The sequence below is a fragment of the Rhodococcus sp. NCIMB 12038 genome (assembly GCF_002165735.1).
Taxonomy (GTDB): Bacteria; Actinomycetota; Actinomycetes; order Mycobacteriales; family Mycobacteriaceae; genus Rhodococcus_F.
Window position 1 is genome coordinate 19,084 of the sequence record NZ_NHML01000003.1, and the last position, 11,601, is coordinate 30,684.

Genomic DNA, 11,601 nt, shown 5'->3' on the forward strand with positions numbered 1-11,601 from the left:
GTAGCCTCGCGGAGTGGCCGACAACCGTGACGCGCACGCCGTCCGAGACGCGGGCGAGACGGAATTCGTCTCGCCCGCGCCGCTGGCGAAGGATCGGCGTTCCGCGGACTGGCGGGATCTTCCCGGGCGCACCGACCCGCTGACCGCCGATCTGTCCGGCGTGATCGGCGGTCCGGTCGGACGGCACGCGGTCGTCGGGCGCAGCCGGTTCTTCACGCCGATGCGCGCCATCCTGTTGCTGGCGATCGTGTTTCTCGCGCTCGGCTGGTTCGCGAAGGCGCCGTGCATCCAGCAGGCTCCCGTCGGCGAGAACGGTGCGCTCGGACTCGACTGGAGCGGCAGCAGGCAGTACGTCGCGATGTGTTACTCGGACACGGTCCCCCTGTACGGGGCGGAACGGTTGAACGAGGGCGCGTTCCCCTACAAGAAGTGGTGGGAAGAGACCGCGGGCAACGGCCAGATCCAGCGCCGCTACATGGAATACCCGGTGATCTCCGGGCTCTACCAGTACGGCGCGATGACGATCGCGAAGTCGTGGGATGCGGTGCATTGGTTGCCCGGTGCCCTGCAGGTCGCGATCTATTTCAACGTCGTCGCGCTCGGTCTGGCACTGGCCTGGCTGGTCACCGTCTGGGCGAGTGCGCTGCTGGCCGGACGCCGGATCTGGGATGCCGCGCTGATCGCCGCGTCCCCGCTCGTGATCGTGCACGCGTTCACGAATTTCGATCCCCTCGCAACGGCTTTCGCCGCGGGCGGGCTGCTGGCGTGGTCGCGGAAACGGCCGGTGCTCGCCGGGATCCTGCTCGGGCTCGGCGGCGCCGCCAAGCTGTATCCGCTGCTCCTGCTCGGACCCCTGCTGGTGCTGTGCCTGCGCACGGGCCGGGTGCGGGACTGGTCGGTGACGGCACTGACCGGGGTCGGTGCGTGGATCGCGGTGAATCTGCCGATCGCCGTGCTGTTCCCGCGCGGCTGGGCCGAGTTCTTCCGGCTCAATTCCGAACGCGGCGCCGACCCGGATTCCGTCTACAACGTCATCTCCTCATTCACGGGCTGGACCGGATTCGACGGAATCCTGGCGGCCGGTGAGGCGCCCACCGTGCTCAATGCGGTGTCGTTCCTGCTGTTCGCGCTCGTGTGTGTCGGGATCGGGTATATTGCGCTGACGGCGCCGCGACGGCCGCGGCTCACCCAACTGTGCTTCCTGCTGGTCGCGGGTTTCCTCCTCACCAACAAGGTGTGGAGCCCGCAGTATTCGCTGTGGCTCGTGCCGCTGGCCGTGCTCGCGTTCCCGCACCGGCGGATCCTGCTGGCCTGGATGACGATCGACGCACTCGTGTGGGTGCCGCGCATGTTCTACTACCTCGGCGTGTCCAACAAGGGTCTCCCCGAGCAGTGGTTCACCGCCGCGGTGGTGGTCCGCGACGTCGCGGTCGTGGTCATCTGCGCGCTCATCCTCCGCCAGATCTACCGGCCCGACGAGGACCTCGTGCGGTACGGCTTCATCGACGATCCGGCGGGCGGGGTGCTCGACCAGGCGCCCGATGCGCAGCCGCGGTGGCTGCCGGCCTGGCTACGTCCGCGGCCACCGGTAGAAGCAGCTCCCGCTCACGGCGTTTCGCCGGGCTAGGGCTTCGACAGCACCAGCGCCGCCCCGACCGCGAACACGGCGATCGAGACACCGAGGGCGATCGCGCGGATCGACCACTGGCGGGCGTCGGCGGCGGCGCGCACCGACAGGTCGTACTCGCCGCGCTCCCACAACCGGTGGACGGTGCGCGCACGCAGCAGCGCGACGATGCCGAACGGCACGAACGCGATAATCGCAAGAATGGCGAGCGGCAGACTGCTGGCGGGCGGCGGTGCCAGCGGCCCGCGGTAGTCCGCCCCGGTGTCCTGCTGCTGCGACGTCATGCGTTGCCTCCCCGTGGTGGTGCCCACGACCGTGGGCGACGACGTGGAGTATAGACCGTCGAGATCCCCGACTGTGCAGTGCCTTTCGCGGGGACTGCGGTTACGGCCCGGCTACCGGCCGGTCTCCACGGCGGGCGGATGCGCCCGGGCCGCGACCCACGCCGCCACCTGGGTGCGGGAGCTGACGGCCAACTTGTCGAAGATGTGCTCGACGTGCCCGTCGACGGTGCGCCGCGAGATCACCAGGCCCTCGGCTATCTGCCGATTACTGAGACCCTGCGCGAGCAGTTCGGCGATCTCCTGTTCCCGCTTCGTCAGCGGCGACGCCTCGGCGACGGGCGCCGCCGCGTCCTCGGTTCGGGTGCCGAGCGCGAGATCGACCGCCTGCTCGATGGTGAGCCGGACCGCGGGCGTTGCGAGTTGGGCGAACTCGCCGGGCCCCACCATGCGGGCGGCGTCCCGCTCGGACGACCGTGAGTCGTCGGTGATCTGGGGGCCGAACGCCGCGACGGACGTGCCGAGCCGATGCCACACCCCCTTCGCGGCGCCGCACAGTGTCGCCGCCGCGTTCGCGTCACCGCTCGACGTCGCCACCCACGACAGCACCTCGATCGACAGGGCGGTGCAGATCTTGTCCTTGAAGTCGCGCTGGATCCGCAGTGCCTGCTGGGCGGCGTCGACGGCGTCCTCGGCCCGGCCCAGGTGGAAGTACGCGACGCTCGAAACCCAGAGGGCGTAGGCCTTGTTCCACTTCTCGCCGTGCCGGTCCGCCACCGCGATCACGTCGCGGCACGTCTCCAGCGCGTCGTCGAGACGTCCGTCGTAGGTCTGCGCCATGCCCAGTTCGAACGACGCCGTCAGCGCGGACGCCGTGTCCCCGACGGCGCGGTGGACGGCGATCGCGTCCCGGAACAGCAGGATCGCGTCCGCGGGGCGGCCGGAGAACACCGCGTGGATCCCCGCCCAGTGATCGGCGTGCGCCCGCAGTCGCTCGTCGCCGAGTGCCGTCGCGATCGCCGTGCATTCGTCGAGGTGTTCCCGCGCGGCGTCGCGGTCGCCCTGGATCAGCGCGGTCCACGCCGTCACCCACAGCACGTCGCCCCGCTCCCGGGTCGGTTCGGTGAGCCGCTGCAGGATCCGCTCGAGCCGGATCCGACCGTCGGACAGGTTGCCGCCGGCGATCCAGTGGTACCGCAGGGCGACGGCCAGTTCTGCGGCCGCGGCCCGCTGCGAGTCGTCGTGCAGGGCCCAGTCCAGGGCGGCGACGAGGTTGGGGTGGTCGATCCGCAGTGCCGCGAGCGTCTCGGATTGTCCTGGCCCGCACCAGTCGAGCGACGACCGGCGGGCGCGCTCCGAATAGTGCTCGAGATGTCGCCGGTACAGTTCGTCGCGTTCCCCGCCGAGGTCGAGAAGCTCGTGCCCGTATTCGCGGACCGTCATCAGCTGCGAATAGCGGAGTCTTTCGGTCGAACGGTCCACGGTGACAAGGCATTTTCCGACCAGCCGGTCGAGGACGTCGATGACCGGCGAGTCGGACAGCTCACCGAACCCGGTGATCGCTTCCGCGGCTTCGAGATCGAAGCTGCCGGGGAACACGGCGAGCCGGGACCACAGTCGCCGCTCGGTGTCGGAGCACAGTTCGTAACTCCAGTCGATGAGGGCGCGCAGCGTCTGCTGGCGGGGCATCGCCGCACGGTCGCCGCCGGTGAGGAGCGCGAACCGCTGGTCGAGACGTTCGACGAGTTGCGACGCGGACAGCGACCGCAGCCGGGCAGCGGCGAGTTCGATGGCGAGCGGAATCCCGTCGAGCTGATTGCACAACTGGGCGACGGCGGGAGCGTTCGCGTCGGTGAGACGGAAGTCGGCGACGACACCCTGCGCCCGCTCGACGAGCAGCGACACCGATTCGAACGGGGCGATGTCCGCGGCGCGGCAGTCCTCCAACTCACCCGGGGTGTTCAGCGGCGGAAGCACGTACGTGAATTCACCGGCGATCCCGAGCGGTTCGCGACTCGTGGTGAGCACCCGGACCTCCGGCGCGGCGGCCAGAACGGTGCCGACGAATTCACCGGCGGCGGACAGCAGGTGCTCGCAGTTGTCGACGACGATCAGCAGGTGCCGCGACCGCAGGTGGTCGATTACCTTGTCCATCACCGCGCGGCTGGACTGATCGGTGACACCGAGCGCGGCCGCGGCCGCGGAGGGCAGTGCGCCGGGGTCGCGGACGGGTGCGAGGTCGATCCACCGGACGGAGTCGCGGAAGGCACGCGCGGATCGGACCGCGAGTTCCTCGGCCAACCGCGTCTTGCCCACACCGCCCGCGCCGAGCAGCGACACCAGCCGGGACTGCTGGAGGCGGGCGCGGGCTTCCTCGATCTCGCGGCGCCGGCCGATGAAGCTGGTCATCGACCTGGTGAGTTCTCTCGAGCGAGTCAGTGGATGTCTCCCGTGTCCGTTCGGCCAGGTGTGGCACGAACGTACCCCCACCTGCTGTGACGGACAACACAGGTAATCAAGGGGGTGTTTCACCCCGTGTGGGGGTGATGTGACGCGGGTCATCGTTGTCGGCATACCCCGGTTGACCGCACGAACTCAGCCGGAACCCACCGTTCGCGAGGAGCCCAACACCATGTCAAAGACCAATTCTTCCGCCGACGTCGATGTCGTGGTCGTGGGTGCCGGGTTCGCCGGCCTCTACGCGCTCCGCAAGTTGCGCGACACGATGAAGCTGTCGACGCGGGTGTTCGAGGCCGGCTCGGACGTGGGCGGCACCTGGTTCTGGAATCGGTACCCGGGAGCCCGCTGCGACATCGAGAGCGTCCACTACTCGTACTCGTTCGACGAGGATCTGCAGCAGGACTGGCGGTGGAGTGAGAAGTTCGCCGGACAGCCGGAGATCCTCCGCTACCTCGAACACGTCGCCGACCGCTTCGACCTGCGGAAGGACATCACGTTCGGCACCCGGGTGATCGGCGTGCACTGGAGCGACGAGGACTCGGTGTGGACGGTCCGCACCGACGACGGCGCCGTCGTGCGCAGCCGGTACTTCATCTCGGGGGCGGGCAACCTGTCGGTGCCGAAGACGCCGGAGTTCGGCGGCATCGAGAACTTCCGCGGGGAGGTGCTGCTCACCGGCAATTGGCCGCGCGAGGGCGCCGACTTCACCGGCAAGCGGGTCGCCGTGATCGGGACCGGGGCCAGCGCGATCCAGGCGATCCCGTTCATCGCCGAGGACGCCGCCGAACTCGTCGTCTTCCAGCGCACCCCCAACTTCGCGACCCCCCTCGGCAACGGTCCGATCGACCCGGACGAGGTGGCGGACATCAAGGGCAACTACGCGGACGTGCGGAACGCGGCCCGCAACCACTTCCTCGGCGTCCCGTTCGATCAGGTGCAGCCGTCCGCGCTCGCCGTCGACGCCGACGAGCGTCGCCGCACGTTCGACGAACGCTGGAACGCCGGCGGATTCCGGTTGTTCATCGACTCCTATCAGGACATCCTGTTCGACAAGGCGGCCAACGACACGATCGCCGACTACATCCGCGGGCGGATCCACGAGCGGGTCCAGGACCCGGCCAAGGCGGCGACGCTCGCCCCGACCGGCTACGCGTACGGCACCAAGCGGCCACCGCTCGAGACCAACTACTACGAGGCGTTCAACCGCGACACGGTGAGCGTCGTCGACGTCAAAACCACGCCGATCGACGAGATCACCCCGACGGGAGTCCGGGTCGGCGACCGCGTCTACGAGGTCGACACCATCGTGCTCGCAACCGGATTCGATGCCATGACCGGCCCGCTGATGGCGATGGACATCCGCGGTCGGGGCGGCCTGCCGCTGGCCGAGAAGTGGGAGCACGGACCCAGGACGTACCTCGGCATCATGGTCAACGAGTTCCCGAACCTGTTCGTCATCACCGGGCCGCAGTCGCCGTCGGTGCTCTACAACATGCCGCTGGCCATCGAGGACCACGTCGACTTCGCCACCGATGCGATCGACTACCTGGACCGGCGCGGCCTCGACGTCATCGAGCCCACGGCGCAGGCCGAAAGCGATTGGGGCGCAATGACCAACGACATCGCGAACCAGACCCTGCTGCCGGAGACGAACTCCTGGTATATGGGCGCGAACATCCCCGGCAAACCCCGCGCCTGCATGGTCTATCTCGGCGGCGCCCCCACCTACCGGGCCACCTGCGAGGAGGTCGTCGCCGGCGGCTACTCCGGATTCGCGCTCACCCGGGCGGAGGCCCGCGTCGCCTCCGCCGCCGGGCAGCGTGTCCGCCGGGCTTCCACAGTGTCCTGACCCCCAACCCCCGACAGAGGAGACCGACATGGCACTCGATTCACACGCAGCCGAACTGATCGCCGGACTACAGGCGCAGGGGCTGAAGGCTTTCGAGCACAGCACCGTCGACGAGGTGCGGGCGGTGGTGGCGACGTTCACCGGACTGCAGGCGCCGCCCGAACCCGTCGCCCGCGTGGTGGACGCGCACTACGAGAGCGGCGGAGCGCAGATCGCGCTGCGGGTCTACATCCCGGACGGGCAGGCGCCGCACCCGGTGGTCCTGTACTTCCACGGCGGCGGTTTCGTGGCCGGCGACCTCGACGTCGTCGACGAACCCGCACGCGCGGTCGCGAACGGTGCAGGCGCGATCGTCGTCGCCGCGACGTACCGCCGGGCTCCCGAACACCGGTTCCCGGCCGCCGCCGACGACGCGTCGGCCGCACTGCAGTGGGTGGCAGCCAACGTCGGGAACTACGGCGGGGACCCCGGCAACGTCGTCGTCATGGGTGACAGCGCCGGCGGCAACCTGGCCGCGGTCACCGCGCTGCGGGCCCGCGACGAAAGCGGACCGCGGTTGCGGGGGCAGGTGCTGATCTATCCGGTGATCGATCCGAACGCGGAGTTCCCCTCCCGGCGGGAGTTCGCTCAGGGATACGTGATCGGTGCCGGCGACCTCGACTGGTTCTGGAGCAACTACCTGTACTCGCCCGAGGACGCGACCCATCCGTACGCCGTCCCGAGTCGCGCCGCGAGCCTCGAGGGGCTTCCGCCCGCGCTCGTGCTCACCACCGAAAACGAGGTGGCCCGCGACGAGGCCGAGGCGTACGCCGGGGCGCTACGGCAGGCGGGGGTCGACACGGAAGCGATCCGCTTCGACGGACTCCTCCACGGCGCGTTCTGGATGTCCGGGGCGGTTCCGCGCAGCAGCGAAATGCGCTCGGCCGTCGTCGAGTTCGTGAAGCGGGTGACGGCCACCGCGCCCGTGCTGTGACGTGACCCGGCCGCGTCAGCCCTCGACTCGCGCCTCGAGTCGGGGGCAGATGCGCGGCCATTCCTCGTCGATCATCGAGAACAGAGCGGTGTTGCGCCACGATCCGTCGCGGCGACGCCGGTGCTTGCGCAGGATGCCCTCGAACTCGGCCCCCAGCTTGGCGATGGCGCCGCGGGAGTGGGCATTGCGCTCGTCGGTGTGCCATTCGACGCGGACCGCGCCGAGGTCCTCGAACGCCCGCCGCAGCAACAGCAGTTTCGAGTCCGGATTGATCAGCGTTCCCTGCGCGGAACGCGACAACCAGGTGTGCCCGATCGCGAGGCTGCGGTTCTTCGGGTCGATCAGATACAGCGAAGTCGAACCGACGATCCGCTCGGTGTGAACGTCGATCTGCGCGTACGCCAACCGGGTCGGATCCTCGTCCGCGCCGCGGACGAACGCTGCGGCGTCGTCCCGGTCGGCGATCGCGACGGACGTCCAGTGGAAGATGCGGGGATCGTCGACCGCGTCCAGCAGACCGTCGACGTGCTTCTCGCCCAGCGGTTCGAGGCGTACGTGCCGTCCGGTGAGAGTCGGATGCGCGAACCAGGATTCGCTCATCGCGCCGGCTCGGGAGATTTCAGCATCGGCCGCCGGCCCGAGCCCGGACCGGTGCGCCCGCGGACGGGCGGATGCCGGAGAGTCGCGCGCAGGAACACGAAGAACAGCACCACCAGCAGTCCCGCACGGCCCCACACCCCGAATTTCACCAGCACCTCGAACGTCGACGCGTCCGTCTGGGCGGCGAGGGCCCCGAAGTACTTGAAGACGCCGATCCCCATCGACAGGTCGGCCACGAGGTACGCGGCGACGAGCCCCCACGGGACGCGCAGCAGCACGAAGAACGGGATCAGCCACAGTGTGTACTGCGGTGAATGCACCTTGTGCAGAAGCAGGAATCCACACAGCATGGCGGCGCTGACGGCGATCCACGGGTACACGCCGTCGCGGTGGAACCGCGACCAGCCGAGCCGCAGGGCGATCGCGAACGCGGCGCACACGAGGAGCGGCGACAGCAGGCTGACCGTCTGGTCGTACGCGGGCAGCGGGACGTCGTCGGCGACCGGCCCGAACAGCGGACGCAGCCCCCAGTACCAGATGGAGTTGGTGGTGAGGTCGGCCTGACGGTTCTCCTGGAACGTGAACGACGCCCGCCATCCGCGGTAGGAGATGAGCGCGAACGGCAGGTTCACCGCCACGACGGTGGTGATCGCGGCGACCGCGACCAGCACCGCGCCGCGCACGTCGTAGCGTCGCTCCGCGGTGCCGTTCCGGGTGAGGACGTACGCGATCAGCGGCAGCACGAACGCACCCGGATACAGCTTCAGGCAGAACCCGACCGCGAGGAGCACCGCCGCGAGGACCGCACGGGTGCGGAGCGGGATGCGTTCGAATGTCATCACGAAGATCGCGGCCACAGACGTCGCGACCACCGGTAGTTCCCAGTTGTGGAAGGCGTACAGCACCAGCGGTGGCGTCGCCGACCACAACAGCGCCCACCAGCCCGCGAGCCGCCCCAGCATCCACGCCGTGAGCAGGCCGAACGGGGCGAGGATCAACGCCGAGTGCAGGAGGAAGTCGGCGTCGGTGTGCGAACCGATGCCGCCGAGCCACATCAGCACACCACTCAGCACCGGGTACTCGACGGTGCCCCCGGTGAGGACGCCGTCGGCGTTGATGCCGCCGCTGACGTACGGGAAGACGTGCAGATTGACGTCGCGGCCGAGCCACAGGAACTGGATGTCGGAATAGCAGACCTGCGTGTCCTTGATGCGGTCGAAGATCAGGCTGCGGCCGACGCCGTCGAACGGCGCCCCGGCGCACCGCGCCTTCTGCAGGTAGCCGGCGAGCATGGCGAGGCCCGCCAACCCGACGACGACCGCCGTGATCGGCGACCGCTGCCGAGCTCCGATATGCATGAATCCACACTAGGGCGCTCCGCGCCCCGTGCGCCTTTCTGGTAGCCAGAACTACCGAAAAGGCGCACAGGGCGGTCAGTCGCTCGCGCGTCGCAGGGCGTCGGGTTTGTGGACGGCGTCCTTCCCGCTCTTGTCGCTGACGACGCGGTACTGCGGGTCGTCCTCGGAGGCCCGCACGGTGCGGCCCGCCGCCTCGGTGTCCTCGGTGATCTTCTCTTCCACCTCGCCGGACGTGGTGGTGCCGTGTGTCTTCCACTCGACCTTGTCGCCGTGGTGGAACTTCTCGTCATCTGCCATCGTGTCGGCGTACCCAGCCGTACCCCCGATCACACCGGCAGGGCTGATTTCGCTGGTCAGGGGCTCGTCGTGTACCCTGCAAAGGTTGCTGACGCAACGACCCTCCTGCCACGGACAGTCCGTGGCCGTTTTCACTAGTCCATAGGAGGTGATGAGGTCTTATGCGTCATTACGAATTGATGGTCATCCTTGACCCCAGCCTGGACGAGCGCACTGTTGCTCCTTCGCTGGATACGTTCCTCAATGTTGTTCGCCAGGACGGCGGCAAGATCGACAAGGTCGATGTCTGGGGTAAGCGTCGTCTCGCCTACGAGATCCTGAAGCACAGCGAAGGCATCTACGCGGTGATCGACATCAGCGCTACGCCCGCCACCGTCGCGGAGCTCGATCGTCAGCTCGGTCTGAACGAATCGGTGCTGCGTACGAAGGTTCTGCGCCACAACAAGTGATTTCTGTCGGTCACCAGCCCTAGGCTCGTGCCCAACCGAACTCCACATTCTGCAGGAGGAACCATATGGCAGGCGACACCGTCATCACCGTCATCGGAAACTTGACGGCTGATCCGGAGCTTCGATTCACCCCCGCGGGTGCCGCGGTCGCGAACTTCACTGTCGCGTCCACGCCCCGCACCTTCGACCGTCAGACCAATGAATGGAAAGACGGCGAAGCGCTGTTTCTGCGTTGCAACATCTGGCGCGAGGCAGCCGAGAACGTCGCGGAGAGTTTGACCCGTGGCTCGCGAGTGATCGTGAGCGGCCGGCTCAAGCAGCGCTCCTACGAAACTCGTGAAGGTGAAAAGCGCACTGTCGTCGAGCTCGAGGTCGACGAGATCGGCCCCTCGCTGAGGTACGCCACGGCCAAGGTCAACAAGGCCAACCGTGGCGGCGGCGGCGGTGGAGGCTTCGGTTCCTCCGGCGGATCGGGCGGCGGACGTCCGCAATCCAATACCGGCGGAGATGATCCGTGGGGCAGCGCGCCGCAGGCGTCCGGCTCCTTCGGAGGCTCTGGTGGTGGGAGCGACGAACCCCCGTTCTGATCCGTACCTGATCGGAACATCCAGAAAAGAGCAAACAAATGCCGAAGCCGCCCTTGCGCGACAAGGTAATGAAGAAGAAGATCTGCATCTTCTGCAAAGAGAAGAACACGCAGATCAACTACAAGGACACGACGCTGCTGCGTAAGTACGTCAGCGACCGCGGCAAGATCCGTGCGCGCCGTGTCACCGGCAACTGCGTCCAGCACCAGCGCGACGTTGCCATTGCCGTCAAGAACTCACGTGAGGTGGCGTTGCTGCCTTACGCCACCGTGGCTCGCTAAGGAAAGGGAGGAAAGACATGAAGCTCATCCTCACCGCTGACGTGGACAACCTCGGTGCGCCTGGCGACACCGTCGAGGTCAAGGACGGCTACGGCCGCAACTACCTGCTGCCCCGCGGCCTGGCCATCGTCGCCACCCGTGGCGCCGAGAAGCAGGTCGAAGGCATCCGTCGTGCGCAGGAAGCCCGCGCCGTGCGCGGTCTCGACCACGCCAAGGAGCTCAAGGCCGCCATCGAGGGCATCGAGAACATCTCGCTGACGGTCAAGACCGCCGGTGACTCGGGCAAGCTCTTCGGTTCGGTTACCGCCGCCGACGTCGCCGCTGCCATCAAGGCTGCCGGCGGACCCGTCGTCGACAAGCGCAGCCTGGAGCTGCCGAAGGCTCACATCAAGGCGACCGGCAAGCACGCCGTCGTCGTGAACCTGCACCCCGACGTGGTTGCGAAGTTCCACCTGAACGTCGTCGGCGCCTAGTCGACCCGTTCACACACAGGCCCCCCGGACGCCTCGGCGCGCGGGGGGCCTGCGCTTGTCGATTCCGGCTCTCAGCCGCCCTATCGGGCCCGTTTTCGCGGGTGTGAGGCGTGCAGAGGGGCGGCTTCCAGGTGTGTCTGGAAGTTAGCCGCCCACGCCGGAGATCTGTGAGGTGAATCATATTGCCATGCAGGGGCGATCAACTCAACACGCCCGAGTCGTCAACGCGAAAGACACGCCGAACGGGTTTTCATCCACAGTTGTGAGAAACCAAAAAACGGCTCTGAACTGGGCACTTGGGATTGTGACATGCACTTATCCTCAGGTTATCCCCATGGGGTTAACACACGTACCCAGCGGTTTACA

At 67.9% G+C, this 11,601-nt stretch carries 12 protein-coding genes; 7 read left to right on the top strand and 5 right to left on the bottom strand.

The genetic code is table 11. The features are described 5' to 3' along the window. Window positions 1–13 precede the first annotated feature (13 nt). Complete coding sequence (locus CA951_RS03755; protein ID WP_087555597.1) at window positions 14–1,627, top strand: glycosyltransferase family 87 protein; 1,614 nt, start codon at window positions 14–16, stop codon at window positions 1,625–1,627. On the opposite strand, the gene CA951_RS03760 is transcribed toward CA951_RS03755, so the two are convergent. Together CA951_RS03760 and CA951_RS03765 are read right to left on the bottom strand one after the other, a co-directional pair. Next, a complete protein-coding gene (locus CA951_RS03760; protein ID WP_087555598.1) occupies window positions 1,624–1,911 on the bottom strand; it encodes a CD225/dispanin family protein in 288 nt (95 codons plus the stop codon). The genes CA951_RS03755 and CA951_RS03760 overlap by 4 nt on opposite strands. Window positions 1,912–2,022: 111 nt before the next feature. Beyond that, a complete protein-coding gene (locus CA951_RS03765; protein WP_087555599.1) occupies window positions 2,023–4,317 on the bottom strand; it encodes a LuxR C-terminal-related transcriptional regulator in 2,295 nt (764 codons plus the stop codon). Between the two features lie 223 nt (window positions 4,318–4,540). Here CA951_RS03765 and CA951_RS03770 point away from each other — a divergent pair, with 223 nt between their 5' ends. Further along, window positions 4,541–6,217 (top strand): NAD(P)/FAD-dependent oxidoreductase, encoded by a 1,677-nt coding sequence (locus tag CA951_RS03770; RefSeq protein WP_087555967.1) that lies wholly within the window; start codon window positions 4,541–4,543, stop codon window positions 6,215–6,217. 28 nt (window positions 6,218–6,245) lie between these two features. Continuing rightward, window positions 6,246–7,190, top strand: coding sequence for an alpha/beta hydrolase (locus CA951_RS03775; RefSeq protein ID WP_087555600.1), 945 nt, complete (start codon window positions 6,246–6,248; stop codon window positions 7,188–7,190). Window positions 7,191–7,205: 15 nt separating this feature from the next. Here the strand turns inward: CA951_RS03775 and CA951_RS03780 are convergent, their stop codons facing one another. The 3 genes from CA951_RS03780 to CA951_RS03790 all read right to left on the bottom strand — a co-directional run bounded on the left by CA951_RS03780 (window position 7,206) and on the right by CA951_RS03790 (window position 9,445). Continuing rightward, complete coding sequence (locus tag CA951_RS03780) at window positions 7,206–7,790, bottom strand: GNAT family N-acetyltransferase (protein WP_087555601.1); 585 nt, start codon at window positions 7,788–7,790, stop codon at window positions 7,206–7,208. Next, window positions 7,787–9,148: a glycosyltransferase family 87 protein gene (locus CA951_RS03785; RefSeq protein ID WP_087555602.1), complete on the bottom strand. Its 1,362-nt coding sequence runs from the start codon at window positions 9,146–9,148 to the stop codon at window positions 7,787–7,789. Before CA951_RS03785 ends, CA951_RS03780 begins: the two co-directional genes overlap by 4 nt. Before the next feature lie 75 nt (window positions 9,149–9,223). Continuing rightward, window positions 9,224–9,445, bottom strand: a complete 222-nt coding sequence (locus CA951_RS03790; RefSeq protein ID WP_160097893.1) for a DUF2945 domain-containing protein — start codon at window positions 9,443–9,445, stop codon at window positions 9,224–9,226. 161 nt (window positions 9,446–9,606) lie between these two features. On the opposite strand from CA951_RS03790, the gene rpsF reads away from it, so the two are divergent. The 4 genes from rpsF (at window position 9,607) to rplI (ending at window position 11,235) form a co-directional block, all read left to right on the top strand. Further along, window positions 9,607–9,894, top strand: a complete 288-nt coding sequence (rpsF, locus tag CA951_RS03795) for a 30S ribosomal protein S6 (RefSeq protein WP_005249677.1) — start codon at window positions 9,607–9,609, stop codon at window positions 9,892–9,894. A 65-nt stretch (window positions 9,895–9,959) separates the two neighbouring features. Next, a complete protein-coding gene (locus CA951_RS03800; protein WP_012690423.1) occupies window positions 9,960–10,481 on the top strand; it encodes a single-stranded DNA-binding protein in 522 nt (173 codons plus the stop codon). Between the two features lie 38 nt (window positions 10,482–10,519). Continuing rightward, on the top strand, window positions 10,520–10,762 hold the full coding sequence (rpsR, locus tag CA951_RS03805; RefSeq protein ID WP_005249686.1) for a 30S ribosomal protein S18: 243 nt from the start codon (window positions 10,520–10,522) through the stop codon (window positions 10,760–10,762). A gap of 17 nt (window positions 10,763–10,779) precedes the next feature. Next, complete coding sequence (rplI, locus tag CA951_RS03810) at window positions 10,780–11,235, top strand: 50S ribosomal protein L9 (protein WP_072947285.1); 456 nt, start codon at window positions 10,780–10,782, stop codon at window positions 11,233–11,235. Window positions 11,236–11,601: the final 366 nt, after the last annotated feature.

Bases quoted from the DNA above. Each gene is read 5' to 3' on its own strand.
- CA951_RS03760 (WP_087555598.1), bottom strand. From the start codon at position 1,911: ATGACGTCGCAGCAGCAGGACACCGGGGCGGACTACCGCGGGCCGCTG.
- CA951_RS03765 (WP_087555599.1), bottom strand. From the start codon at position 4,317: ATGACCAGCTTCATCGGCCGGCGCCGCGAGATCGAGGAAGCCCGCGCC.
- CA951_RS03770 (WP_087555967.1), top strand. From the start codon at position 4,541: ATGTCAAAGACCAATTCTTCCGCCGACGTCGATGTCGTGGTCGTGGGT.
- CA951_RS03775 (WP_087555600.1), top strand. From the start codon at position 6,246: ATGGCACTCGATTCACACGCAGCCGAACTGATCGCCGGACTACAGGCG.
- CA951_RS03780 (WP_087555601.1), bottom strand. From the start codon at position 7,790: ATGAGCGAATCCTGGTTCGCGCATCCGACTCTCACCGGACGGCACGTA.
- CA951_RS03785 (WP_087555602.1), bottom strand. From the start codon at position 9,148: ATGCATATCGGAGCTCGGCAGCGGTCGCCGATCACGGCGGTCGTCGTC.
- CA951_RS03790 (WP_160097893.1), bottom strand. From the start codon at position 9,445: ATGGCAGATGACGAGAAGTTCCACCACGGCGACAAGGTCGAGTGGAAG.
- rpsF (WP_005249677.1), top strand. From the start codon at position 9,607: ATGCGTCATTACGAATTGATGGTCATCCTTGACCCCAGCCTGGACGAG.
- CA951_RS03800 (WP_012690423.1), top strand. From the start codon at position 9,960: ATGGCAGGCGACACCGTCATCACCGTCATCGGAAACTTGACGGCTGAT.
- rpsR (WP_005249686.1), top strand. From the start codon at position 10,520: ATGCCGAAGCCGCCCTTGCGCGACAAGGTAATGAAGAAGAAGATCTGC.
- rplI (WP_072947285.1), top strand. From the start codon at position 10,780: ATGAAGCTCATCCTCACCGCTGACGTGGACAACCTCGGTGCGCCTGGC.